Origin of the sequence: Natronococcus pandeyae (genome assembly GCF_008122205.1) — an archaeon.
GTDB lineage: Archaea > Halobacteriota > Halobacteria > Halobacteriales > Natrialbaceae > Natronococcus > Natronococcus pandeyae.
Genome location: NZ_PHNJ01000007.1, coordinates 146,670 through 173,329 on the forward strand (window position 1 = coordinate 146,670; position 26,660 = coordinate 173,329).

Here is a 26,660-nt window from a genome sequence, read left to right on the forward strand (position 1 = left end):
CGGCGAGCAATCGAGCGGCGCAGCGGACGGATCAGAGGTTCTCGAGGACCTGCTCGAACTGACCGCGGACCTCCTCGCCGATCGAATCGAGCTCCGAATTGCCGGTGACCGCGAGTAGCTCCTCTGGAGCGACGGGGCTGACGACGACGTCACCGTCGTCGGCTTCGTAGACGATGACGTTACACGGAAGCAGGGCACCGAGTTCGAGTTCCGCCTCGAGACCCTGGTGTGCAAGTTCGGGATTGCACGCACCCAGAATTCTGTACTGTCGAAAGCTCTCGCCGAGCTTTTTCTCGAGGGTCGCCTGCACGTCGATATCACAGAGAACGCCGAACCCGGCGTCTTCGAGTTCGCTGATCGTCCGCTCGACGACGTCGTCGAACTCGCCGTCGACCCGCTTGTTCAGTGTATAGGACATGCTGCGCAATACAGCGAGCACGGTCATTACTGTTCGGGTGGCACGTCAATGTCGCTAGCAGAACTGACGGAGTGTGCCTGGGCTAGGCCGACCCCACGTGAACCGCAGGTCGATCGAGACAAAGCCTTAGCCGGTACGCGGAGAAGCCAACTCCGATGGTCGATCGACGCACCGTTCGACGGCTCGGTGGCCTGCTGGGATTCGTCCTCGCCGCCGGACTCGCGTACGCGCTGTACTGGCGGAAGAACCCGTCCCCGTGTCCGTACTCGCAGCGGGTCTGGATCGATCTCCCCAGACCGGTCCTCACACGGTCCCGGTTACGTAAACTGCTCGCACCGCAGCCAGGCGAGCGCGTCCTCGAAGTCGGGCCGGGAACGGGCTACTACACGCCGTCCGTCGCGCAACAACTCGAGCCGGACGGCACGGTACACGCGCTCGACGTTCAGCGACCGATGCTCGAGCAGACGCGCGCCCGGGCGAGCGCTGAAGGAAGCAAGAATGTGGTCCCGGTCCAGGCCGACGCACAGGCGCTGCCGTATCCCGACGACGCGTTCGACGCCGCGTATCTGACCGTCGTCCTCGGCGAAGTCCCCGACCAGGACCAGGCGCTCTCCGAACTCCACCGCGTGCTGAAACCCGGCGGCCGGCTCGTCGTCGGCGAACTGCTTCCCGACCCCCACTTCGTCACCCTCGAGACGCTCCACCAGCGGGCCGAACGGCAGGGACTCGAGTTCGACGACTACGTCGGCACTCGATTCGGCTACATCGGTCGCCTTCACGTTCCGGATGGACGATGACCGGATAGTCGCGGATACATTTGTGCCAATTTTGGGATATTGTATGCGGATGTCGAAAAGTAGTTTCGTCGACGCCGTCCACTGGAGAACCCGATATTTCGTCTCCAGACGCTATTTGCAGACAGTAGCCATCTCGACTGACCGCACAGTGGATACATCGATTCCGCCTCCGCTCTATTCCCTCCTGTATCGTATTGTGCAATACATACAAAACTCTTAAACGCCTTCGGCCCGTACGGTGAAGTGATGGCAACCGAAGCACCCGACGGACCGAACGCACAGTCGATCGACGAACCCGTCCACATCGAGAGCGCAAACCACCTCGAGCGCGTCGTCGACGAGCACGACGTCGTACTCGTGGACTTCTACGCCGATTGGTGTGGGCCGTGCCAGATGCTCGAGCCCGTACTCGAGGGGCTGGCGGGCGAAACGAATGCCGTGATCGCGAAGGTCGACGTCGACCAGCACCAGCCGCTGGCCGGCGAGTACGGCGTCCGCGGCGTTCCGACGCTCGTGCTCTTCGCGGGCGGCGAGCAAGTCGAACAGCACACCGGCGTCCTGCCGGCGGACCGACTTCGCGACCTGATCGAAGGATACACCGACTGAATGAACGAGACCCCAGTCCACGACGTCCTGATCGTCGGCTCCGGCGTCGCCGGCCTCTCGGCCGCGATCTACGCCGCGCGGGCCGACCTCGAGCCGCTCGTGCTCGAGGGCCCCGAGCCGGGCGGCCAGCTCACGCTGACGACCGAGGTCGAGAACTACCTCGGCTTCCCCGAGGGGGTCGGCGGGATGGAGCTGATCCAGCACGGGAAGGAGCAGGCCGAGCGGTTCGGCGCCGAGTTCGAACACGGCACCGTCGAGGACGCGACCCTCGAGGAGCGACCGTTCGAACTCGAACTCTCGGACGGCGATTCCCTGCGAACCCGCGCGCTGATCGTCGCGACCGGCGCGAGCGCTCGCTGGGTTGGCGCCGAGAACGAAGACGAACTGATGGGCTACGGCCTCTCGACGTGTGCCACCTGCGACGGCGCCTTCCACCGCGGCGACGACGTACTCGTGATCGGCGGCGGCGACAGCGCGATGGAGGAGGCGCTGTTCCTCGCAAAGTTCGCCGACAGCGTCACGATCGTCCACCGTCGCGAGGACCTGCGCGCCTCCGAAGTCATGGCCAGGCGAGCCCGCGACCACGAGAAAATCGCGTTCCGCTGGAACGCCGAACTGCTCGAGATCCACGGCTCACAGGACGAGGGCGTCACGGGTGCGACGCTGGTGAGCCACCCCGACGGCTATCCGACGGAAAAGCTCGAATCTGGAACCGAGGTCGAACGCGAGGAGGTCGACGTCGGCGGCATCTTCTACGGCGTCGGCCACGTCCCGAACACGGCCTTTCTCGAGGACACCGCCGTCGAACTCGCGGAGTCGGGCCACCTGGAGACGCTCGAGGGAATGACGACCGAAACCGCGGTCCCGGGCGTCTTTGGCGCAGGCGACGTGATGGATCCCGACTACCGCCAGGCGGTAACGTCGGCGGGAACCGGGAGCATGGCCGCCCTCGACGCCGAAGCGTGGCTCGAGGAACAGGCAGCAACGGATTCCCACACTCGTTCCATCGCCGAAATCGAAGCGGACGACTGACGTCGGACGAACCGTTTTGCCCACAGCTGAAAGAGAGGAATAAACTGTGGAATGGAATTTCTCGTCGGTATTCTAATTCTAAATTATATGTTTGTTTTCTTGTTATATACTTATCTACTTTCATACATCTATTTCAGCAGGAAACGTTCTTCCTTCCGGTGGTAGGGGGCCTTGATAGCCTGTAAGGCCCAGATATAAAATAGTCCAGAAATTTTCGGTCCAAAGACATAAATATCTAGTAACGGAACTAGTATCTATTCTTTCATACGACGCAGCTTCAGTGTGTCGATAGATCAACACGTTCTCGTTTAACGATAGTAAATATATATGGTGAGCTAACCTGTCGCAGAAGTGGATGGAAATAGCCAGTCATTATGAGAACGATAGAATTTAATTACATCTGTACTACTGTAAACCTCGTCTGATGAGTACCGAGACCGAGATCACATTCGAACGAAACCCTGTTCACCGATACCGAGAGGCGATCGATCTTCGAGACGAGCGCATGATCGAACGCGGATGAGCCCCGCTCGAGCAACGAGGAGATTTAGCATCATCAAACGGTGTGTGAAAGCGTAAACTAGTCGCTTCCGCCGTCTGAGACCCACGGCTATCGAGATGACTCGAGGTATCTGGGCGAGAATGCAACGAACGACAGTCGAGCCTACGAAAGCGAGACCGGGTCGCCGGTTTCGATCGCTTCGTTTGCAGCTAAGGTTAGCTCGAGGGTCTTCGCGGCGTCCCCGTAGTCGGTCCTGACGTACGTGTCGTCCTGCTCGGTCACGGCGGCGACGAACGCGTCTGCCTCTCGGCGAAGCGCCTCGTTCGAGTCGTCGGACTCGTACTCGATAGTCTCGTCGTCCACAGTCCCGGTGAGCCTCCGGTGAGTGAAATCGAGTTCGAGGTAGAACCCGTCGCCGACCAACTCGAGTTTTCGACCGACCGGCGTCACGCAGTTCGTCGAGACGTGGCTGACGACGCCGTTCTCGTGTTTCATCGTGGTGGAGTTGACGTCTTCGAAGTCGATCGACTCGAGGTTTACGCGCGACCCCCCGAACGCGGCGACGCGCTCGACGTCGCCGCCGAAGTACCGGACGAGGTCGAAGACGTGCGTCGACAGCTGGACGTTACCGCCACCGGACTTCTCTTTCTGTCGTCCCCACTCGCGCCCGGGAACGCCGCCCCAGTATCGGCCATCGATGAGGCTTATCGTTCGATCGTCGATCAGTTCCTCGGCGCGCTCGACCAGACTCGAGTAGCGGAACAGATAGCCGGACTGGGAGATGACGCCATGGTCCTCGATGGCGGCCCGAATTTCTCTCGCCTTCTCGTTCGTCCGTGCGACCGGTTTCTCGACGAGGAGATCGAGCCCTTGCTCGGCAGCCGTGATCGCCTGCCCGGTGTGAGCGAACGAGGGGATCGCGATGATGACGGCGTCGAGTCGCTCGTTTCGGTAGAGCCTCTCGTAATCCGTATACACCGTTGCACCGCGTTGCTCCGCGACGCTGCGGGCAGTCGACTCGTCGAGATCACAGATCGCAGTAACGGCGACATCGTCGTGCCGATCGAGCTGGTCGAGTAGTCGCTGGCCCATAACGCCAGCACCGATACAGGCGACATCCATATCGATGGTAACGTCTCCGAATGATAATAAGTGTGCCGTCCAGGAGACCATCCGTGGCCGGGGAAAACGGCGTCCAATCACAGTACAGCACGTGAGACAGAACCGTTCTCTCGTCGGTTCGGACGAGCAGTTGTACGCTCGAATACCGACGAGGGGCGGTTCTAACGCGGTGAAACGTGGCCCCGCTTCAGGCCACGGAACGCACCGCGGTACGCTTTCCAGTCGGACGTATCCGTGTCGAACTCGAAGTCCCGGGTGTTGCCGAAGGTCCCGGACTGGACTTCGACGAGGTCGATCCCGGGCAGGTGGAAGTTCCAGTACCACGAAAACGTCTCGGCGATCTCCCTGTTGCGCTGTTCGTCCTGGACGGTTCGCCACTCCTGGTCGAGGTCGAAGATATTGATCTCCTCGGTCGAGCCGGAGAGATCCTCCTGTCCAACCTCGGTCGGGAGTTCGAGCACGATTTCGCGACCGTTGTACGGCGATCGCGTCTCTCCCTCGTCGAGTGCCTGCTCGATGTCGATCGCGTCGCCCAGTTCGTTACTGTGCGTGTGATTGTGTCGGAAGTAGTAGAACGGGTGTGCAGTCTGTGCGCCGTGACTGCCGATAGTCATATCGAAATCGATGTTGTCGGACGTTCGATCGTTGAACGTCGCCGATTCGAGGGCGTTGAGATCGATCTCGAGCCCGAAGTTCGCGAGTTGATCCGAGATCGAACGTGCGAGGTTCGTCTGGTAGTCCGGGATCACGATCTCCAGCGACACGACGTCGCCATCCTCGTCGACCCACTCGTCGCCGTCGAGTTCGTATCCGGCCTGCTCCATCAGCTCTGTCGCGGCGTCCTCGTCGTCTTCGACCGAGTAGTCGATGTAGTCCGCGACGTAGTCGTCGTCGAGCCAGTTCGACGTGACGTCCGCCGGAAGGCCGGTTTGGGCTTCCCGCGGCGTACTCTCGTTGTTGTAGTTCGTCGAGATGTGCTCGAGGTTCAGGACGTGTGCGATCGCTCGACGAACCTCGTACTGGCGGACGTGTTCCGCTCCCGGGCCCTGTTCGTAGAACTCGAGCTTTCGCATGAAGGTATCCTCGTACACGGAAACGTCCTCCATGTGATCGGGAGCCGCACCCTCGCCGACCCACTGCTGCAGCAATCCGAAGCCGAAGTCGACGTCGCCGCCCTGAATTCGCTGTGCGAGGGCGTCGTCCTGTGCGAGGATGAACTCGAACTCGTCGACCTCGATCTGATCCGCGTAGGGGTGGTCCTCGAACAGTTCGAAGTAAATTCCTTCCGTGTCGTAATCGACGATCTGGAACGGGCCGTTTCCGAGCCCCTCATCCATGACCGTCGAAATGTGCAGTGGCATCTCGTCGGCCATCTCTTCTTGAATCTGGAGACGCTCGTCCTGGTCGGACGCGTCCTGGAGTTCTTCCGCCCACGGCTTGCATTTGTCGCGGTGGATGCGTTGCATCGCACCGAGATACCCGCCCAGATTGTACTGGAGCAACTCGGGGTTCTGTGGCTCTTCGTACACTCGAGTCAGCGTCATCTCGTCTTCGAGAATAAGCTCTTCGAGTTCGCTACCGTCTCCCTGGAAGAGACGGGCACACTCCTCGAACCAGTACTTGTCCTCGGCGGTGATTGGATCCCCGTTCCACCAGTACCAGCCGTCCGCGAACTCCACGGTCACGGAGTATTCGTCGGCGTCGTACTCCCAGTCTTCGATCTGTTCGAACGCGATCGATCCGTCGGCGAAGAACCGCTGCACCGGCTCGAGCATCATCCACGACTGGGACCATGGGTACCCCCCCGCCCAGTGGTTGAAGTTCATCTCGTCCGGGATCGTCGGCTGCCACGACCGGATCGTACTCGGTCCGTCCTCGTCGTCGTCCGTCTCGCCACCCATACACCCGGCAAGGCCCCCCGCGACCATCGCCGAACTCGCAGCGAGCATCTGTCGCCGCGTAATGAACTCCTCGGCAGAGTCCACGGTGCCGTATCTGTCACTGTTTGGCATACGCAACTACTGTTACAAGTCATTGGTTAAATATTTTTCTCGGGTTTGCACGTACGGGTTGACGGATCGCCGTCATTTCGGCGAGACATACCTGCGTTTTACGCCGCGGTAGCCGTCCCCGTCACTATCTGCTCTGTAATCGGCTGCCGTATCCCCCGTCACTCGAGGACGAAACGTGTCGCGGTTCAATCCTGACGAAGCCGCTTTAGCAAAAGGTAAAACGAACCCGCAGAGATAATCGCCGAGATACCGAACACGCCGAGCATGCCGGCGATGACGCCGTCCTGACTGGTGAATTGAACGCCGCTCTCGAAGACGGCGCCGACGAGCAGTAGAACGACACCGATCGCGACGATCGACAACAGAAGCGATCCCCGAAGTATCTTGAGTAACCTGTACAGCAGTTCTTCTGCCGAACGTCTCTCGTTCTGCTTCGCAGTTGCCATTGTCTGGGCCCTACGTTCTATAAGATTCAATATAAATCTTTGTCCGGCGGGCGAGTCCGGTGGGGCAGTGAAGCCGTCGCAAAGATTAATATGTATGTTGTGACAAACCATCACTACCGGAAGACCGATGTCCCACGCTATCGTCGAAGACGCAGTAGCAGCGATGGAGTGGGTCGGTATCCATCATCTAAACTATGACCCGAACTGAACTCGACGTCACACACGAATACAGTAGCTCACAGGACGTTATTCTCGAGGTACGCGACGTGGACGTGACGTTCGACATGGACCGCGGCACCTCCCGCGTCCTCGACGGCGTGAGTTTCGACGTCCACCGCGACGAGATGCTCGGAATCGTCGGGGAGAGCGGGAGCGGAAAGTCGATGTTCGCGTCCGCCCTGCTCCACGCGGTCGTCGATCCCGGACAGGTGTCCGGAGAGATCATCTACCATCCCCCCGACGGAGAGCCTGTCGACGTGCTTTCGTTGACCGAAACCCAGCTCGAAAAGTTCCGCTGGGAAGAGATCTCGATGGTGTTCCAGGGGGCGATGAGTTCGTTCAACCCGACGATGAAGATCAGGGAGCACTTCGAGGAAACGATCAGGGCCCACGGAAAGGACCTCGAGGAGCGAATGGCCCACGGGCGGCAGCTTCTCGCGGATCTCTACCTCGACCCGGACCGCGTCCTCGATTCGTACCCGCACGAACTTTCCGGCGGGATGAAACAGCGAACCCTCATCGCGCTGAGCCTGATCCTCGAACCGAAGGTGCTCGTGATGGACGAACCGACTGCGGCGCTCGACTTGCTCATGCAGCGGTCGATCATGAGCCTCCTGGGGAGCCTCCAGGAGGAGTACGATCTGACGGTCGTCTTTATTACACACGACCTGCCGCTCGTCGCCGGCCTGGCCGATCGACTCGCGGTCATGTACGCGTTCGAGTTCGTCGAGTACGGTCCCAGCGAGGAGCTCATTCGGGACGCCGCACACCCCTACACGCGAGCCCTGTTGAAGTCGGTCCCGAGCGTCGACGCGACCTTAGAAGATATGCACCCGATCGAGGGCGAGAGCCCCGATCCGGTCGAGGCACCGAGGGGCTGTTCGTACCACCCTCGCTGTCCGCTCGCGACCGAGGAGTGTAAGCAATCGGATCCGGAGTACCACGACGTCACCAGCGAGCGAGGAGCCGCCTGCTTCCACTGGGAACGGGCGAGCGACGAAATCGAGTACGCACTCGGCGTGGATCCGGATAGCACCGTGAACTCGTCCTCGGTATCCGAATCCACCGAGGAGACCGTCGTCTCGCTGGACGACGTCGACGTTCACTTCGAGCAGTCGGGACTTATCGACGAACTGTTCGGCAAAGAAAGCGTGGTTCGAGCGGTCAACGACGTGTCGATCGACCTCCGGGAAAACGAGGTCGTCGCGCTCGTCGGCGAATCCGGGTGTGGGAAGACCACCCTGGGCAAGACCGCGATCGGCCTCCAGGAGCCGACGGGCGGCACCGTCAGCTACCGTGGGCAGGACATCTGGGAAGCGAAGGCCGGGAACGGCGACTACGAGTTCGACGACATCCGACGGGCGCTGCAGATCGTCCATCAGGACCCCGGCAGTTCGCTGAACTCTTCCCGGACCGTCCGCGCGAGCCTGTCAGCTCCGCTGAAACGCTGGCGGCCGGACCTCAGCCCGAGCGACCGCGAAACGGTGATCTACAATCTGCTCGAGCGCGTCGGCATGAAGCCGCCCGAGGACTACGCCGCGCGGTTCCCACACCAGCTCAGCGGCGGTGAACAGCAGCGCGTCGTCCTCGTTCGTGCGCTGCTGATGAGTCCCGACCTCATCCTCGCCGACGAAGCGGTCAGCGCACTCGACGTCTCGCTGCGAGTGGAGATGATGGATATGATGCTCGACCTGCAGGAGATGTTCGATACGTCGTACCTGTTCATCTCCCACGACTTCTCGAACGCGCGGTATCTCACCGAGAAGTCCGACGGACGAATCGGGATCATGTATCTCGGCAACCTCGTCGAGATCGGTCCGGCACAGGAGATTATTCACGATCCAAAACACCCCTACACCAAGGTCCTCCGGTGGGCGACCCCGCCGCTGGACCCGGACGAGGCGAAGGAGGCGAACGCCACCGACCCGCCGATCCGAGAGATCGACATCCCCGATCCGACGGATCCGCCGAGCGGCTGCCCGTTCCAGACGCGATGCCCCGAAGCCCGCGAGGTCTGCACACAGGAAGCCCCCGAACTGAAAGATACCGAGGGCGCCTCTCGGGTCGCCTGCTTCCGCGAGGACGAACACCACGAGTACTGGGAGAGCGAACCGCTCGAGAGTGAGACGGTTTCACTCGAGACGGAGACCGCGGACGACTGAAATCGACCAAACGTTTTTGCTAACGCACGGAACAGTGAGAGATAGATGAACAATAAATACGACAAAACGTTTCTCGAGCACCTCTGTGACTACGAGAGCGCGTGGCGGATGCTATTTACGTTCTCGGTCGGCCTGCTCGGACTCATGATCATCTGGATCGTCGCTGCCGAACCCGGCTCCGAGACGTTCGTCATCACGCTTATGAACATCGTCGGACTTTCCGGGATGGCACTACTGAGCGGGGGGATACTGTGGCGGTGTCTCTGGTGATTCACGGTCGGAACCCGCCGCGGGATAAGATATATTACCAATGCACGCAGATACCATATCATCGTAGATGAGATACTTTGCCAAGCGAATGATTCACGCAGTCGTGACACTCGTGTCTGTGACGACGGTCACGTTTGCGCTCTTTCGGCTTATGCCGGGAAACCCGGCCCAGGCGATGCGTGCACAGTTCGAATCTGACATGGAGGCGGGTGGGGGAACGGCCGACCCCGAGGTGCTCGACGCGATGGTCGAACAACACACCGGATTCGATCCCGACCAGCCGTGGTACGTCCAGTACTTCGAGTACCTTCAGGACATCATCCTCTACCAGGATTTCGGTCACTCGTACTTCTACAACGAGCCGGTGTTCGACATTCTGTTTACGGCGATGCCGTGGTCCGTCTTCATCAGCGTCTACGGACTGGCGCTCGGATACACGACAAACATCCTTCTCGGAGCGGCGATGGCCTACAAGGAAGGCTCGCGATTCGATAGTTACATGACCGTCCTCGCGACGTTCCTGAACTCGGTTCCGTACTACGTGGGCGCAATCCTCTTTCTCGCGTTTTTCGGCTACGAGCTCGGCCTCTTCCCGACCGGCGGCCGGTACAACACGAGCCTGGAAGCCGGTCTGAACGTCCGGTTCATGGCAAGCATCTCTTATCACGCCGTACTGCCGATCATGTCGAGTTTCATCGTCGGCTTCGGCGGGGGAGCCCTCTCGATGCGAGGGAACTCCATCCGAATCCTGGGTGAGGACTATCTCCGCGTCGCGCGGCTTCGCGGAATCAGTTCGCCGCGTATCGCGACCCGCTACGTCGCGCGCAACGCGATCCTGCCGCTGTACACCCAGATGATGATCGGCATCGCCGCGGTGTTCTCGAGCAGCGTCCTCCTCGAGTTTATCTTCACGTACCCCGGCGTCGGCTGGTACACGTTCGACGCGGTCATGCGGCGTGATTATCCGCTGTTGATGGGATCGTTCCTGTTCTTTACGATCGTCACGCTCATCGGCATCCTCATCGCCGAGTTCACGTACGGTATCGTCGACCCACGAATCGGATCTGGTGATCAGAGTGAGTCATACTAACGAATCAGGACTGGAGACGAACGAACAGCTCAGCGACGAACAACTGTTCGGCCACCTTTCGGAAGCCGAAACGGTCGACCTCTCGAGACGGGAACGTTTCGAGCGGGCACTGGACGCGTACGTCCTCGCACCGGGCCGGGTCGCCTGGAACGACTGGCGAACGCAGGTGGGGATCGTCGTCATCAGTCTGTTCGTCTTCTTTGGGACGATCGGGCCGCGATTGGTAACCGCACCGGGGACGAATCAGGCACCGAACAATCTACAGCCGTTCCACGGCGGGATCGCTGCCCTCTGGGAGGAGGGCGGCTGGATCGACTTCGGCTCCGCTCACGAGCTCTCAGTGGGCGCGATCTCGATACCGGGGTTCGTCATCCGGTTCCCGCTCGGTGCCGACAACTACGGGACGCCGATCGGTCGGAACCTCATCCACGCGACGCCGGACATGCTCGAGATGGTGGTTGCCGGGGCGCTCGTCTCCGTCGGTCTCGCCGCGATCTTCGGGATTACGGCCGGCTACAAGGGGGGTAAACTGGACGAGTTCCTCATGTACGTCACAGACGTCGTCATGACGATGCCCGGGCTGCCGCTGCTCATCGTCCTGACGGCGATCTGGGCGCCCCGACAGGCGTGGCTCGTCGGCGTCGTTCTGGCGATCGACGCCTGGCCGGGACTCGCACGCGCGCTTCGGTCCCAGGTCCTGACCCTCCGCCAGGAGTCGTACGTCGAGGCCTCCCGGACGATGGGGATCCCCTCGAGAACGATCCTCTCTCGAGACATCTCGCCGCAACTGATGCCGTACATTCTCATCAACTTCGCGAACGCGGGCCGCCAGGTGGTCTTCGGCTCCGTCGCCCTCTACTTCCTCGGTGTCCTCCCGTTCACGAGCGCGAACTGGGGGATCATGATGCAGACGGCGTACTCGGAAGCCCACGCGCTGGTCAACCTGAGTAACTTCTACCAGATCTTCTGGCCGATGGCCGCGGTCGTCGTCCTCTCGTTCGGCCTGATCCTGTTCGCCCAGGGGATGGACCGCGTGTTCAACCCGCGCATCAGGGCGCGACACGCGAAGAAGGTCGGCAGCGACGAAGAGCAACTCAACTAGTCCGCTCTCCCTCTCGCCGTTACTCACACGCAGTTCCCGTTTTCAGGCCCTCTCCCGATCGTCCGGAGCCGTTCGCTCGTCGCGTTCGTCGACGGACTCGAGACGCGGAATGATGCTGGATCGTCCCAACTGAAACGAGTCACACTGCTCGCGAACTCGCGAGCAGGTGTGCATCGACGTTCGGAGGCCCCGATAGTTGTAACACGCGACCGGCGCTCCCCCGATCGCAGTAAAGAGTGGTCGTTCGGCCTACGAGAGCGTCGCTCGGATCCGATCGACGACGTAGTCGGCCTCGTCGTCCGCGAGACACATCGGGTTGACCGTGAACTCGTCGTCGTCCAGCCGATCGGCGCCGACGAACACGCGCGGCGTCTCCCGCCTGAGCGCGCCGACGAGACCCGTCGCGTCGGTCGCCGCGCGATCGGGATCGACGGTCGCGACGACCTGAGTGACGGCGTCGGTCTTGTCACCGCCCTCGAGTCGCGTCTCGAGTCCGGGAACGTCGGCGAGCGCCGACTCGAGTCGTTCCGCGCGCTCGTGCCACTCCCGGAGGCGGGCGTCGTGGTCCTCCTCGATGAACAACTCGAGCGCACGAATCAGACCGACGATCTCCTCCTTGCCGACCTTCATCGAGCGGCCGACGCCCTGGCGCGGAACCCCGGGCAACTCGTCGGCACCGACGAGGTCCGCCGGCGGATCGTAGGCCGCGTCGGCCGCGTGCATGTCGAGGTGCTGGCGGGCGACCGACCGGATCAGGTCTTCGTCGCCGGCGAGGATCCCGGTCGACTGGGGGCCGCGGATCGCCTTCCCGCCGCTGAACGCGACGAGATCCGCGCCCTGCTCGAGGAATCGCGAGAGGTTTTCGACCGGCGGCAACTCCGCCGCCGCGTCGACGATGACGGGCACGTCGTTGTCGTGGGCGATCTCGCAGACCGTCTCGAGCGGCGGCTGCGTGTACGGCTTTTCCATGTAGGCGACGGCGACCGTCTCGTCGGTGATCGCCGTCTCGATCTCCCACGGTTCGACGTTCTCCGAGCCGGTGCCGAGGTGGTAGTCGTTCGTCCCGACGTCGACGATGGTCGCCCCGGCCAGGCGGAGGGCGTGATCGTAGCCGTTCCGGTGGGTCCGCGGCATGACGATCTCGTCCGGGATTCCCTCGGTGTCGGGCAACCGCGCCATCGTCTCGAGGTCGTCGCCGGCGAGACACGCCGCGGCGGCCATCGACAGCCCGGAACTCGCGCCGCTGGTGACGTAGCCCGCGTCGGCGCCGGTCACCTCGGCGACGAGTTCCGACGCGCGCTGCTGGAGGTCCGAGATACGGACGAACGCTCGCGAGGCGTCGCGCATCGCGTCCGCCGCCTCCTCGCGCATCAGCGAGCCGCTGATCCGGGTTTTCGTTCCGGTCGCGTTGATCACGGTCGGCACGCCGAGGTCGTCGTAGATCGTGTGCTCGTCAGCCACGCCGAATCACCGAAGGGGATCGAACTGTCATTGGTCGTCGTTCCGTTCGAAAACGGGCCAGAAAAAACTTCCGTCGACGCCCCCCGAACTGGCCTTCTCGGGCGAGTGGCTGCCGATCTCCCGCACGCTCGGTGATCGCACGACGTCCAATCGGCTGAACGACTGTCTGTCGCATCGGCGATGTCGACCGGTTCGGATCGTCGCGGCACCACCAGAACCGTCCGTTCGGGAATCAAAACAGTCGCGGCTTTCGGATGCTTTCTTTCAATCCAAACGTCAGAATCGTCATGAAGGAAACATAGTTTTCTAAAGACGTGAAGATCGGGAGAAGTTCTATTAGTGATGACTGTCTCATGGGTGTTGATGTCTCGCAATGAACGGAGCGGGAGTAGTAGTGGCTGGAACGACGGTGAGCGGTGTACGGTGACCGACCGATCGACCGATTTCGAGGTCTCGAGACGATCCCTGCTAGCGACAACCGGCGGAGGAATCCTCGCGGGGCTCACTGCCGGAACGGGGACGGTGTCCGCCGATTCGGACACGCTCAACGCGAAGACGCGTCCAACGCTCTGGACCGAAGGGATGCGCGAGAACGCCCGTAACAACGTCGAACGCTACGACTGGGCGGCGAGCGAACGGGATAGCGCGGTCGAAAGCGCCGATGCGTACCTCGAGGAGTATACGCTGGACGATCTCTGGCACATGGTCACTTCCCAGGAGATTCCGCGCGGCGGCGGCGTCCCCGGGTTCCGCGAGGACACGATGGGCGGCCACAACGATCCAGGGACGGATCGGCCGTGGAAGATGCAGACGAATACGTCCGAGGAGTACGTGGTGCCGACGAACGACTTCGCCGCGTATCGGGAAAGCGGCCTCGACGACCGGGGCATGTTCGACCCCGACCTCGCAGACGACGACCTCCTGGTCAACGAGGAGCACCCCGAGATGGGCGAGGGCTGGGGCGTCGACGACGGAACCGGATGGATCGACGAGGACGGTGACATCGGCTCGCCGGGCGAGCGGATGAACTTCGTCGCGTTCTACAACCACTGGCACGTCTGGCGCCCCGGTGGAATTCTCAGAATCGTCTGGGCGCTTACCGACGCCTACTTGCTCACCGGTGACCGACAGTATTCGCGTGCCGGAACGGTGTTGCTCGATCGCATCGCCGACGTCTACCCCGAGATGGACGTCTCGGCGTACATGCAGCCCGACTACTGGAACAACCACGGCGGGCGACAGACGGGCCGCGTGATCGGCGGGGGCTGGGAGCCGAACCTCGTCCGGGATCTCCTCCGGGCGTACGACGCGTTCTTCCCCGGCATGGACGGCGACGACGAACTGGTCGAGTTCCTCGACGCGAAGACCGAGGAGTTCCCCGGCCTCGAGGCGAAAGATTCCGTCGAGAAAATCCGGAGAAACATCGAGGACAACTTCGTTCGCGAGATGCTGCCGGCGGCGAAGAACTCCGACCTGGTTCCCGGTCGCGGCCAGCTCTCCACGGTGGCGATCTCGGCCCGCGTACTGGACGAACCCGACGGCTACACCGAGGAGGCCATCGAGTTCGTCTTCCAGCCGGGCGGCGAGCGGTTCGTCGGCGACGTCTGGAATCGCGAACCCGAGAACTGGATCACGACCGGGGGTGACATCCTCGTGCCGATCGTCGACGTCTGGGACCGCGACGGCTACTCCAACGAGGCCGCGCCGCTGTACAACCGCATCGAGATGTCGTCGATTCGCCAGGTGGCGGAGGCGCTGAAGGGGTACGACGCCTTCGACGGCGCCGACCTCTACCAGCATCCGAAGTTCCGGCACGCGCTTCGGGTGAACTCCGACCTCCTCCTGCTCGATCGACACACGCCCGAAATCGGCGACACCCATCCGAACCGGGGCGACAACTACCTCAGCCAGTCCGCGACCGAGGACGGCTACGAAGTCATGGGCGACGAGATCTTCGCCCAGCTGTGGCACTTCGCGAACGGCTACTCGACGGCGGGGATCAACGGCGACGTCTTCGACGCCGACCCGGGCGGGATCAGCGACGAAATCGACGCGATCGTCGACGCCGAGGGGCCGCTCGACCTGCCAAGCCAGAACCTGGCCGGCTACGGGTTCGCCGCCCTGCGCGACGGCGAGAACTACCTGAACGAGTCGTTCGGAATTACCTACGACTTCTCGAACCTGTTTACGGACGCGTCGACGGCGGTCGACGATAGCTTCCCCGAGGCGATCCAGCTCAACGCGGACGACAACGGCGAGTGGTGGGAGTTCGAGTTCGACGTCGATGCGGCCGGCGAGTACGACCTCGAGATCGAGACGCTGTTCGTCTCGACGTACGGGATCTACGACCTCTCCGTCAACGGCGAGCGCGTCGATACCGTCGACTTCTACAGCTCGTCGTTCGATCGCGACACGATCACGTACACGGTGGAGTTGGCAGAAGGGACCAACGCGATCCGCTTCGAGAACGTCGGACGGAACGAAGCGTCGGGCGGTTATCGGATGGCCGTCTACTACCTCGAGCTCTTCGACCAAGACGATCGCGAACGCAGAGATCGGGCGGCGGAACTCGGGAACGCGAAGCGGGCGTTCTGGCTGTACTACGGCCGCAACAGCATCAACGGTGGCGGCAGCGCGCACAACCACGGCGACACGTTGAACCTTGGCGTCGCCGCTCACGACCTCCAGCTTTCGCCCGATCTCGGCTACCCGGAAGAGACCGGAGACTGGCCCAAGCGGCGCAACTGGACGGTAAACACGATCAGCCACAACACCGTGACGGTCGACGGAGCGCGGCAGGATCCCCAGTGGGTCGCCGATCCGCGCCACTTCGAGGGCAGCGACGACCGGGTGAACCTGATCGACGTCGACGCGCGCCACGCGTACGAGCAGTGTGACGAGTACCGCCGCACGACGGCGATGATCACGGTGGACGAGGAACACTCCTACGCGGTCGACTTCTTCCGTGTCGCCGGCGGCGACGACCACCACTTCAGCTTCCACGGCGCGAAGGGCGAGGCGAGTACCGAGGGAGTCGACCTCGTTCCACAGGATAGCGGCACCTATGCCGGCGAAGACGTCCCCAAACCCGGCTACGGCGAAGACTCGGAATACAATCGAGAGGTCGGCAGCGGCTTCAATTACCTGGATAACGTCGAACGCGACGACGACCCCGACCGGAAAGTCACGGTCGACTGGGACGTCGAGGATCACTGGAACAACCGCGACGACGACGCGGACGGCGTCCACATGCGACTGACCACGTTCGGCGAGTTCGACGAGGTCGCGCTGGCCGACGGTCATCCGCCCGACCGCGGCGGCAACCCCGAATCGCTGCGGTACGCGCTGGCCCACCGCAGCGGCGCCGGCCTCGAGAGCACGTTCGTCTCGACGATCGAGCACTACGACGGTGAGCGCGTCGTCGACTCGATCGAGGAAGTCGACGTCGCGGGCGGCGACGGCCACGCCGTCAAGATCGAACTCGCCAGCGGCCGAACCGACTACGTCGTCTGCGCGTTCGACGACCAGGGGACGGTCACCGTCGACGAGACGTTCGAGTTCCGGGGCTTTTTCGGCTGCTACTCGGTCGAAGACGGCGAACCCGAGTACGCGTACGTCCAGGACGGCACACTACTCAAGCCAGTCGACGGACAGCCGCTGGTTCAGGAATCGCAGGGGTTCGTCCGCGGGTTCGTCGAGGACTTCACGCGGGAGATAAGCCTCGAGAACGAACTCGAACTCCGGATTCCCGACGACCAGCGGGCGCTCGAGGAGCGTATCTCGGATTTCGTCTACGTCGACAACGACGCGTCCGATAGCTGGCGCGGCGACCGCTACGAGGAGCATCAGCCGGTCGAAGAGCGAGACCAGCGAGGGCTGGGCAACGGTGCGTACCCTGTCGAAGGCGTTACCGTCGGCCGCGGAAACACGGTTACCGTCGACGTCGGCGAACGGACGTTCGTCAGGCAGTTCAGCGATCCCGATCAGCTCGAGGACGGCGGCTACGAGTACATCGTCGACGTCGACGACGACGTCAGGATCCCGCTGACCGCGACCTGGTCGCGAGAGTAGACGCGGTCACGGGCAGTCGTATCCCTCGTTTTTTCGCAAGACAGCGACTGTCAGCGCGTTTTTCGGATAGACAACCGTCGGTACGCGCTCTAAAACTCGGCTGCCGAGCCTCGAATCGATCCGTTCGCTGCCTCTTTGTTTAATAATATCAAACAAAATGTTCGGTTTACCGGGGTAATTACGATCGTATAGCTGTAATAGAAGCGTCGCTCGGTCACTGGTTATCGCCACTCACACGATAGACCGGCACAAAACGAGTAGGAGACAAATTGTTTAACGGTGTTAAACAGACTGTGGGGACGTTGCGCGCCGAAGGTACTCGAGGTCGCCGTCGATCGCCGTTCGGTACGGACGGTCGTCGTCGACGAACTCGACGTTCACGTAGCCGGAAAATCCGGCATCTTCGAAGATACCGAGCAGTCGCTCGAGGTCGAAAAAGGCGTCCTCGAGCGGACAGCGGTCGCGGGAGCCGCGTTCCGGCACCGCCTGCACGTGGAGGTTGTTCGAGAGCGGCGCGAGATCCTTCGCTTCCTCGAGCAACGCGTCAGGGGGCATCGAGAACGCGGGCTGCCAGTTGAGCCGGCAGTTCTCCCGGTCGACCGACTCGATGAGCCGTCTCGCCCCCTCGCCGTCGTTCGTGAGCGTGTTCGCGTGCTTTTCGACAGTGACGCCGAGCCCTCGATCGGCCGCGAGCCGACTCACCCGCGAGAGGTCCTCGATCGCCTGTTCCCAGTGGCCCTCGTCGTGATCGCCGTACTCCTGGCTACCGGCCCAGACGCGGATCAGATCCGCGTCCAGCCGCCGGGCGATCTCGAGTTCGTGCTCGAGGATATCGTCGAACTCCGGCGCGCCGATGCGCAGGTACGAGCCGTAGACCGGGATCTCGACGCCCGCCGCTCGAGCGACGTCCCGGATGGACCGACACGTCTCCGGATCGCCGTCTCCGACGTGATCTTGTCCCCATACTTCGACGCCATCGTAGCCGGCGTCGCCGGCGTCGCGAATGACGGAGTCGACGCTCGCTTCCTGGTTCGAAATCGTACACAGTCCGATCTGCATGAACGAGGCGTGAGAGCGCGTCGGCTAAACTGTTTCGCCGTCCGAACGCATCGGTCACCGATACCGCGAGAGGTCGGCGCCGTCCCAGTCGAGTTCACGGTCGGCGAGCGCCGGCAGGAGCTGTGGAACGTCGAACTCGCCGACGATCCCGTGGACGTTCAGCCGGTGGTCGACCGGGATCTCCTCGGTCGTGGCCTGCTCGTAGAACGACGGCAGCGGGTCGACGGCGGAGACCGTCCGGATCGACGGATCGACGACCGCGGCCAGGAGCGCGTGGATGCCCCACGGACCGCGTCCCTCGATCGCGACGTCGCCGTCTTCGTCTCCGCCGAGCCGGGATCGGAGGTACTCGACGGCGCGAAGAACGTCGAACGTCTGTAGCGCGAGCAGCGACGTGCCGAGCATCAACGCGTCGGCCGCGAGCTTGTTCACCGTGCCGTGGTAGTCGTCGTAGCCGCCGCCGTTTTGCTGTCGGGTGTTCACGGTCCGGGAGCGAACCCCGCCGACCCCGCGGGGGTCGGCGACGACGACGGTTCCGTGGTCCCGCGCGAGTGAGGCGATCTCGTCGCGTCGGTCCTCGATCTCGTCGGTCCCCTCCTCGAGCAACAGGACGAGCGGCTCCTCGCCCGCCGCCTCCTCCGCGGTCACGACGACGGCCGTGACGACGACCTCCCGCTCGCTCAGGAAGAACACCTTCTCCCACGTCACGTCCCCCTCGCTCTCGGTCTCGATCGTCCGCGGGTGCAGTCCGGGTCGGTCGCGCTCGAGGTCGAATCGGTCGACGAGCCGTTCCCGAAGCCGGCGGGCGTACGCCCCCGGATCGTCGACGGTCGGCGCCGTCCCCGCCTCCGGCGCGGTCTCGCGGACGTACTCGCGGTTCAGGTCGACGACAGTTCTGCCGTCGGGGAACGCGGCCCTGACCTCGCCGTCGTCGGTGCACACGAGCCGTTCCTCGTCCTCGGTTACCGGATCGCCCGTCTCGAACGTCGGCGGCTCGCCCAGCAGCTGCTGTCGGAACCAGTTGACCGTCGCCTCGCGGAGTTCCGGGCCGAAGCCGTGGGTCGAGTCGGCGACGGCCAACTCGAGTGCGTCGTCCTCGCCGTACAGGTCGTACACCCTCGAGGCGCGCTCGTAGGACTGGTGCGTGCCCTCGATACAGAGGAAGTCCGACTGCGCGGCTCCGATCAGCGCCGGCTTCGGCGCGAACGCCAGCAGGAAATCGTCGTACCGGGGCCCGCGCTCGATCGCGCGGTGGACGATCTGCTCGCCGTCCTGGCCCTGGCCGGTCTTCATGTACGCCTCCTTCGACGTGATGAAACAGCACGGGGCGGCGGCGGCGATCCGATCGTCGGCCAGCATGAGGTAGCTGGTCTGCATCCCGCCGCCGGAGTTGCCGGTGACGCCGAGGCGGTCGGCGTCGACCTCCGGGCGCGACTCGAGGTAATCGAGCGCGCGGATCCCGTCCCAGACGAAGTAGCGCGCGACGTTCGCCCCGGCGAACGTGCACTGGCGGGCGAGGTAGCTGTGCTCGAGCGTGTTCGTCCGCGGGTAGTCCCGCGAGTCGTCGGACTCCGGGATCGATCCCGTCTCGGGATCGTAGAACTGGTGGCGTTCGCCCTGGCCGATCGGATCCATCGCGAGGACGACGAAACCGTTGCGAACGAGGTCGATACAGCCCTGCTGGTAGCCCCCGGCGGTCTTCGCCGTGGCGGCGTGGCCGCAGACGAACAGAACGGCGGGACGTGGATCGTCGGCCGACGCCCCGTCCGGGACGTAGACGTTCGTCGTCACGTGGAAGCCGGGCAGGCTCTCAAAGATCACCGTCTCGACCGCGTAGCCGTCGTACTCGAGTCGGCCGGTCCGCGTCGCGTTCAGGTCCGTCTTCTTTTCGGGCAGCCCGCCGATCGCCTCGAAGAAGTACTCGCGAACGCGCTCGCGGTGCGCGTCGGCCGCCGAGACCGAGTCGATCGCCTCTCGTCGTTCGTCCTCGCGTTCGAACTGCGGCTCCGCCAGTCGCCGGAGGTATCGCGGCAGTTGGTTCTCTACGTCGTAGTAGCCGTCGACGTTCTCGCTGAACTGGTCCATCGAATAGTACGATACTAGCAGTACGATGGATTATAAGTTCGGGTCCTCAGGGGCGATCGATCACGCCGCGGTGCTCCCGGTCCGCGACGTCCGCGAGCCACTCGAGACACTCCTCGTACGCCGCGACCGTTTCGGGGTACACCGCTTCTCCCGAGTCGGACAGGGATCGAAGCGTCTCGAGCGCGTCTTTGTAGTCGTCTCGAGCCTCGCTTGGAGTCCGGTCGCCGAGCGATCGGTGCGCGTGGGCCGGCGGCGACGGGACGTTCTCCCCCTCCGTCGGGAGGATGGTACCGCCGAGTTCGCGGTAGACGTCGAACCCTTCGGGAACGAACGGGCCGAGCGCGTGCCGGGTCAGGGCCGTCGAGAACGCCGGGCGATCCGCGATCGGATCGCCGTTCCAGAGCCGATCCGCGAAGACCGGGATCGCCGACGGCAACGCGCGCTCGAAGTACGCGCGCGTCTCCTCGGAGGAAGGCTCCCACGCCAGGAGTTCGCCGCCGATCACCTGCTCGGCTCGCGCGTCCGGAACGGACGGGCGACTGCGCGGCTCCCAGCCGAGCATGTACTCCTCCGAGATCCAGCCGTTGACGTAGGCCGCGTAGACGTACGAGTTGACGACCTCGAACTCCTCCTCGAGGAAGCGCTCGAGGCTACAGCCCTCGACCGGGCCGCGACCCTTACCGGCGACGCGCCAGAACTGCACCAGCGCGTCCCGCGGAAGGGACGGCGAGTCCGAGATGTCGATCTGGTCGTTCCAGAGCATCATCCGGCGGTCGTGCGCCTCGAGCGTCTCGTGGACCCGGCGAACGAACCCGTAGAAGTGCTCGGCGAGCGTCTCCGACCCCTCCTCGGCCATCCGTTCCGCACAGACCGAACACTCGTCCCACGAGTGGCCCATCGCCCACTCGTCGCCGCCGACGTGCACCGTCTCGAAGGGGAAGAGCTCGACCACCTCCTCGAGCAGCGTCTCGACGAACTCGTCGGTCGCCGGCGTCCCGATACACAGCGTCCTGTCGCTCGGCTCGCCGTCCTCGACGGTGCACCGGAGCTCCGGGTACGTCTCGAGGACGTGGCTCGCGTGGCCCGGGGCGTCGATCTCGGGGAGGATTTCGACGCCGCGGCGGGCGGCGTACTCGACCAACTCGTCGACGTCCGCGGGGGAGTACGCCGGCCGCTCCTCGCCGTCGGGACCGCGGTTCAGTTCGGGGAAGGCCTCGGACTCCAGGGCGTAGCCCTCGTGATCGAGCAGGTGGAGGTGGAGCCGGTTCAGCTTCGCCCGCGCGGCCTGATCGATCCGCCGCTTGACGCGCTCGACCGAGAGGAAGCCCCGCGCCGGGTCAAGCATGAACCCCCGCCACCGCGTTTCCGGCCAGTCGTGGATCTCGCCGGCCGGAAACTGCCACGAGTCGTCACGGCGCTCGAGGCCACCGACGACGGTCTGGCAGCCGTGGCACAGCCCGTCGACCGTCGCCGATCGAACGACGATCCCGTCTTCGGCGGCCTCAAGGACGTACCCTTCCGGATCGTCGAACGCGTCCGAGGGGGCGTCGTCGATCGTCAGGCCGATGGTCGGCTCCTCGTCCGACTGGATCGTCCGGGCGTTCGTCTCTCGCTCGAGGAGGTCGATCAGCAGCGTTCCGGCCGGCTCTGCGTTCTCGTCGGACGTCCCGACCGTAAACGGAGGCTCGAATCGAACCGTCTCGCCGTTCAGCTCGGCTCGACGCGGTCGGGGAACGACCCCGAGGTCACGTGCAGACATGTGGTACGTGGTGGCAAGGGAGAGCGCGGTCTTAACGATTTTCCATCGAGCGAGAACGCGGCGCGTCTCTGGCCGGCCGGCAGCCGACCGGCGTTTAGCGGTCGGCGACGCGATCCTCCGCAGACTTCCGGAGTGCCCGGTGGTCGGCCGTCGTCGTCGGCCGACCGTAGAGCCGCACCTCGCGGAGGGTGCCGACCAGACCGCTTCCCAGCAGGTACGCGTCTCTCGCAAGCGTCCAGGACGCGTTCGGGCCGTCGAACGCGATCGGCCCGTCGAACGACGCCTCGTCGACGACGGAGCCGTCCACGCGTAACTGCATCGTCCCGTCGTCGGGATCCCACGCACCTTCGACGAACCGTTCGTCGCCGGCGGCGAGCCCGTTCCACGACGCCACCGCAGTCGACGCGTCGTCGGCCAGCGAGAACTCGAGCGCGCCGGCCGTCTCCCGCGCGACGTCGAGGCGAATCCCGTCGCCGAACTGCAGGACCGTCTGCCGGCGGTCGAGGTCCCGCGTTCGGACGAGCGCCGAGACGGAGACGCCGTCGCGAACCGCCCGTTCGTCGAACAGGTCCAGCCCGAGCGTCACGCCGGTCTCGCCGTCGCCCTCGATCCGTCCGTCGACCCCGCCGGTCGGCAGTCCGCGCAGGACGGTCTGGGAAGCGTGCATGCTCTCGTAAGAACCCTCGAGCCAGAGCACGGGACACTCGTCAGCGCCGTTCGCGGGGACGGCCGGCCGGATCGGCGTTCCGACGGGGTCGTCACACACCGTGCGAACTGACCACGACCGCCCGCCGGTATCGGTCTCGAGGCGCTCGACGGCGCGGGAGCCGTCCACCGACACGCAGGCGTAGGCGACGGTCGGGTCGTCGGGATCGAGCGCGGCGCCCGCCGAGTAGTGGCCCTCGACGCCCGCCGCCTCGACGTACCGCCCGGCGTCTCGGAGATGGTGATCGCGCCACTCTCCCGCGTCGCCGTCCCACCGCGCGTACCGATACTCGTGGGCGAGCGTCGAGGGGAACGTCGCGTAGACGACCGCCGGCGCGCCGCGCTCGTCGACGCTCGCGTCCCAGACCCAGGCGTACTCGCCGTCGGCCGCCGCGGAGTCGTAGACGCGCTCGAGGTCGGCAACCGTTACGGGCAGTTCCGATTCGGTCGCGATCGGCTCCCCGTCAGCCGCGACGAGCGTCCCGTTCTCGAACGCGGCGTACAGGACGTGGCGCTTCGGCGCGTCCCCGCCCCGCTCGGCGTCGGTGAAGAACAGGTGGACGGTCTCCTCGGTCGCCGCGTGGACGAAGTACGTGCCGTAGTGACCCTCCGGTGCGGTCACCAGCCGCGTCTGCTCGCTCCACGAATCGCCCCTGTCGACGGAGCGACGGTAGTAGACGTGCCCGTCGCCCATGTATCCGTACGGATCGTCCGTGGCGTCGCTCGTGACCGTCCGGTCGCGGTAGAAGAGGTAGATCGGCGCCTCCGGTGTACCCTCGAGCTGAACCGGGTTCGGATAGGTGACACACGCCTGGTCGATCGTCCGGAGTGGCCCGAACGCGGAGAGATCTTCGGGCGCCGTCGAGCGACGGTAGCGGATCGAGCCGCCGTTGTGTCCCGACCAGAAGACGAGGAGCCGGCCGTCCCGCGCGACGAGCACGGCCGGGCTGGTGTGGTCGTCGGCCGAGAACGACGGCTCGAGCGTCGTCCGCTCGAACTCGCCCGAGTCGTGGTCGAAGCCGGCGATCACGATGTCGGTCCCCGTCGGCCCGCCGAGGTAGCCGACGTACGTCCGATCCCGTTCATCGGCGTACCGCACCGCGCGCGGGTTCGTGAACCAGATCCATCGCGCGTCGCGACCGTACCGACCGTGGTTCTCCCGCGGCGACTCGTCCCACACCGTTCCGCGGTGGTCCCGGACGGCCGGCCAGTAGCCGAGCAATCCGTCTCGAAGCGGCGACATACAGGAAGGGGCCGGCGAACCTACTTGGTCGTTTCCCCGGTCGCGGGACCCTCGAGCAGGCCGATCGCGCGCGTCGCGGCGTCGCGGACCGACGGCTCCGGATCGTCTGCCGCGAGCGACTCGAGGTCGTCGACCGCTTCCCCGCGGCCAGCGAGTCCGAGCGTCAGCGCCGCGTTCGCCCGAACCGGCGCTTGGTCGTCCTCGAGGAGGTCGTGAACCCGCGGAACCAGGTCGTCGACTGCGTCGGCATCTGCCTGCGCGGCGTACGCGAGGAGACCGACGCCGACGCCTCGGATTCCCGGATCGCGCCGCTCGAGGAACGTCTCGATCGTATCGAGGACGCCGCGGAGTTCCTCCCCGACGCGGATCGGGTACTCGTCGCCGGCGGCGTTCAGCGCGTCCGCCGCGCGCCACGGAACGGGATGTTCGGTGTCCGACGCGAGACGATCGACCAGCGACGGGACGAACGGCTCGACCGCAGCCGGATGCGTCTCGGCTACCGACTCGAGCACTTCGCACGTCCCCGCCCGGACGAGGTGGTGGTCGTCCCCGAGCAGTTCTGCGATCCGCTCCGCGCGGTCGACGACCGCTTCAGGTCGCTCGGCCGCGATCCGCGTGAGTCCGGCCATCGCCTGGACGCGAGTGGACTCTCGTCGATCGCGTTCCGGACCGACGGCCGCCGCGGTATGGTCGTCCCGGTAGCCACCGTCTCGCGAGGGTCCTGACCCGTCTCGCGGTGGCTCCGTCGGAACGACCCGCGCGTGACAGACGTCGATCAGGGGGTCGACCGCGTCAGTCGCCGAACCGGGGCGCTCGAGGGCGAGCGCGGACAGCGCCTGGATCGCGGCGTCGCGTCCCGGCTCCGTGGGATCGTTCCCGATCGTCCGGAGCGCCGGGACGAGCGTCTCGAAGGACTCGGCGTCGTTCCGAATCGCTGCCCCCGCCGAAAGCGCCGCTCTGCGACGAACGTGCGGATCGTCGTCGGAAAGCAATCGCTCGAACGCGGCCACAGCGGCCGCGGATTCCCCGGGACGGCCGTCGATCGTCTCCTCGAGACACGCCATCGCGAGTTGACGCGTCTCCGGGTTGCCGAGCACGAGCAGTTCGACGACTTCCGCGATGGGAACCGCCGCGGGATCAGTGGTGGCAACGTCGCGAAGAGTCCTCGCTCGCTCGGTCGCGTCTTCTCCAGACGAGATCATGATATGTCGTACCAAGTTTCGATCCGCCCTTATAGTTGACGTCGCCGCGCGGTCGAACGGAGGGGGAGACCGGTCGACGACTGTCCCGTTCTCCGATATTTATTTGTCGATACGTTCGTAACCACTCTGTGACCGTGTCAGACTACCACGTAGCATTCATTGGAACAGGGCCGGAGCCCGACAACCCGGTATGGGGCGAAAGTGCAGCGATGGCGTACCACCACGCAGCCGCGTACGACGAGGACGATCGCTGTTCGCTCGTCGCCTGCGCCGACATCGTCGAGGAGAACGCGAGCGCGTTCGCCGACCGGAACGGCATCGATCCGTCGAACGTGTTCACCGACTACGCGGAGATGCTCCAGGAGGTCGAACCAGACATCGTCAGCGTCTGTACGCCGGTGCCGACCCACGCCGACATCGTGATCGACTGTGCGAACGCGGACGGCCTGCGAGCGATCCACTGCGAGAAGCCGATGGCCGACACCATGGCCGCCAGCCGGCGGATGATCGACGTCTGCGACGAGCGGGGCGTCCAGCTGACGTTCAACCACCAGCGACGCGTCGCGACCCCGAGCCGGCGCGTGGCGGAACTGGTCCGAGAGGGAGCGATCGGCGACGTAACCCGCGTCGAACTCGCGACGAAGAACCTCTTCGACGCCGGCACTCACCTCGTCGATCTCTGCAACTCGATCCTCGACGATCGTCCCGTAGCGTGGGTGATGGGACAGATCGATTACCGCGAAGAGAACGTCCGCTACGGCGTCCACAACGAGAACCAGGCGCTCGCGCGCTGGCAGTACGAGGACGGGACGGACGCAATCATCGCGACCGGCGACGAGAACCCGCTCATCGCCTGTGACGTCCGCGTCACGGGTACCGAAGGGGAACTCGAGCTCAACCCCGACGGCGACGCCCAGCTTCGGGTGAAGACGGCCGACGCCGCGGCGTGGGACGAGATCGACACCGGCGAGCCGCTGGCCGACATCCTAGAGGCGGTCGACGACATCATCCGCGGACTCGAGACCGACGAGGAGCCGCAACTGGGAGGTCAGCGGGCGCTCCAGACGATGGAGATCATCCTCGGCTGCTACGAGTCGGTACGCCGGCGCGAGCGCGTCGACTTCCCCCTCTCGATCGAGGACAATCCGCTCGTCTCGATGGTCGAATCGGGTGAACTTTCGCCCGAGCCGGCGCGCGACGAAGCGGCGCCGGATGCCGAAGACTAACGCTGCTAACCGTCGAAGACCGTCCTCGTGCTCGGATAGCGGTTCGACTCGGCACCCACTGCTCGAAATGC

The 26,660-nt window shown here is 64.2% G+C and carries 19 protein-coding genes; 9 read left to right on the top strand and 10 right to left on the bottom strand.

The annotated features are described in order from the left end of the window. Nucleotides 1-31: 31 nt before the first annotated feature. On the bottom strand, nt 32-418 hold the full coding sequence (locus tag CV102_RS14425; protein WP_148858706.1) for a DUF302 domain-containing protein: 387 nt from the start codon (nt 416-418) through the stop codon (nt 32-34). Nucleotides 419-573: 155 nt separating this feature from the next. On the opposite strand from CV102_RS14425, the gene CV102_RS14430 reads away from it, so the two are divergent. The 3 genes from CV102_RS14430 (at nt 574) to CV102_RS14440 (ending at nt 2,853) form a co-directional block, all read left to right on the top strand. Then, nucleotides 574-1,215 (top strand): class I SAM-dependent methyltransferase, encoded by a 642-nt coding sequence (locus CV102_RS14430; RefSeq protein ID WP_148858707.1) that lies wholly within the window; start codon nt 574-576, stop codon nt 1,213-1,215. 246 nt (nt 1,216-1,461) lie between these two features. Continuing rightward, complete coding sequence (gene trxA, locus CV102_RS14435) at nt 1,462-1,821, top strand: thioredoxin (RefSeq protein ID WP_148858708.1); 360 nt, start codon at nt 1,462-1,464, stop codon at nt 1,819-1,821. Then, the gene (locus CV102_RS14440; RefSeq protein ID WP_148858709.1) at nt 1,822-2,853 is read left to right on the top strand and encodes an NAD(P)/FAD-dependent oxidoreductase; all 1,032 of its coding nucleotides are present in this window, start codon (nt 1,822-1,824) and stop codon (nt 2,851-2,853) included. Between the two features lie 664 nt (nt 2,854-3,517). Here the strand turns inward: CV102_RS14440 and CV102_RS14445 are convergent. From CV102_RS14445 to CV102_RS14455, 3 genes are all read right to left on the bottom strand, one after another. Further along, nucleotides 3,518-4,477, bottom strand: a complete 960-nt coding sequence (locus tag CV102_RS14445; RefSeq protein ID WP_148858710.1) for a Gfo/Idh/MocA family protein — start codon at nt 4,475-4,477, stop codon at nt 3,518-3,520. 161 nt (nt 4,478-4,638) lie between these two features. Continuing rightward, nucleotides 4,639-6,489, bottom strand: a complete 1,851-nt coding sequence (locus CV102_RS14450; protein ID WP_233710697.1) for an ABC transporter substrate-binding protein — start codon at nt 6,487-6,489, stop codon at nt 4,639-4,641. Nucleotides 6,490-6,674: 185 nt separating this feature from the next. Further along, nucleotides 6,675-6,935, bottom strand: coding sequence for a hypothetical protein (locus CV102_RS14455; RefSeq protein ID WP_148858711.1), 261 nt, complete (start codon nt 6,933-6,935; stop codon nt 6,675-6,677). A 194-nt stretch (nt 6,936-7,129) separates the two neighbouring features. On the opposite strand from CV102_RS14455, the gene CV102_RS14460 reads away from it, so the two are divergent. The 4 genes from CV102_RS14460 (at nt 7,130) to CV102_RS14475 (ending at nt 11,778) form a co-directional block, all read left to right on the top strand. After that, nucleotides 7,130-9,316: an ABC transporter ATP-binding protein gene (locus CV102_RS14460; protein ID WP_148858712.1), complete on the top strand. Its 2,187-nt coding sequence runs from the start codon at nt 7,130-7,132 to the stop codon at nt 9,314-9,316. A gap of 45 nt (nt 9,317-9,361) precedes the next feature. Beyond that, nucleotides 9,362-9,586, top strand: coding sequence for a hypothetical protein (locus CV102_RS14465; protein ID WP_148858713.1), 225 nt, complete (start codon nt 9,362-9,364; stop codon nt 9,584-9,586). A gap of 67 nt (nt 9,587-9,653) precedes the next feature. Continuing rightward, nucleotides 9,654-10,676, top strand: coding sequence for an ABC transporter permease (locus CV102_RS14470; RefSeq protein WP_148858714.1), 1,023 nt, complete (start codon nt 9,654-9,656; stop codon nt 10,674-10,676). After that, entirely contained in the window at nt 10,663-11,778 is a 1,116-nt protein-coding gene (locus CV102_RS14475; protein ID WP_148858715.1) for an ABC transporter permease, read from the top strand. Before CV102_RS14470 ends, CV102_RS14475 begins: the two co-directional genes overlap by 14 nt. A 249-nt stretch (nt 11,779-12,027) precedes the next feature. On the opposite strand, the gene CV102_RS14480 is transcribed toward CV102_RS14475, so the two are convergent. Continuing rightward, nucleotides 12,028-13,239 carry an aminotransferase class V-fold PLP-dependent enzyme gene (locus CV102_RS14480; RefSeq protein ID WP_148858716.1) on the bottom strand — a complete coding sequence of 404 codons (1,212 nt, stop codon included), beginning with the start codon at nt 13,237-13,239 and terminating at the stop codon, nt 12,028-12,030. A 363-nt stretch (nt 13,240-13,602) separates the two neighbouring features. Between CV102_RS14480 and CV102_RS14485 the strand changes: the two genes are divergently transcribed. Further along, entirely contained in the window at nt 13,603-17,310 is a 3,708-nt protein-coding gene (locus CV102_RS14485) for a heparinase II/III domain-containing protein (protein WP_148858717.1), read from the top strand. A gap of 282 nt (nt 17,311-17,592) precedes the next feature. Here the strand turns inward: CV102_RS14485 and CV102_RS14490 are convergent, their stop codons facing one another. From CV102_RS14490 to CV102_RS14510, 5 genes are all read right to left on the bottom strand, one after another. After that, the gene (locus CV102_RS14490; RefSeq protein ID WP_148858718.1) at nt 17,593-18,369 is read right to left on the bottom strand and encodes a sugar phosphate isomerase/epimerase family protein; all 777 of its coding nucleotides are present in this window, start codon (nt 18,367-18,369) and stop codon (nt 17,593-17,595) included. Nucleotides 18,370-18,423: 54 nt separating this feature from the next. Further along, on the bottom strand, nt 18,424-20,454 hold the full coding sequence (locus tag CV102_RS14495) for an alpha/beta hydrolase family protein (RefSeq protein WP_148858719.1): 2,031 nt from the start codon (nt 20,452-20,454) through the stop codon (nt 18,424-18,426). A 46-nt stretch (nt 20,455-20,500) separates the two neighbouring features. Then, a complete protein-coding gene (locus tag CV102_RS14500; RefSeq protein ID WP_148858720.1) occupies nt 20,501-22,213 on the bottom strand; it encodes a family 20 glycosylhydrolase in 1,713 nt (570 codons plus the stop codon). A gap of 94 nt (nt 22,214-22,307) precedes the next feature. Continuing rightward, nucleotides 22,308-24,161 (bottom strand): BNR-4 repeat-containing protein, encoded by a 1,854-nt coding sequence (locus CV102_RS14505; RefSeq protein WP_148858721.1) that lies wholly within the window; start codon nt 24,159-24,161, stop codon nt 22,308-22,310. A 20-nt stretch (nt 24,162-24,181) separates the two neighbouring features. After that, the gene (locus CV102_RS14510) at nt 24,182-25,363 is read right to left on the bottom strand and encodes a HEAT repeat domain-containing protein (RefSeq protein WP_148858722.1); all 1,182 of its coding nucleotides are present in this window, start codon (nt 25,361-25,363) and stop codon (nt 24,182-24,184) included. A gap of 128 nt (nt 25,364-25,491) precedes the next feature. Between CV102_RS14510 and CV102_RS14515 the strand changes: the two genes are divergently transcribed. Next, nucleotides 25,492-26,589, top strand: a complete 1,098-nt coding sequence (locus tag CV102_RS14515) for a Gfo/Idh/MocA family protein (RefSeq protein WP_233710699.1) — start codon at nt 25,492-25,494, stop codon at nt 26,587-26,589. The last annotated feature ends 71 nt before the right edge of the window (nt 26,590-26,660 follow it).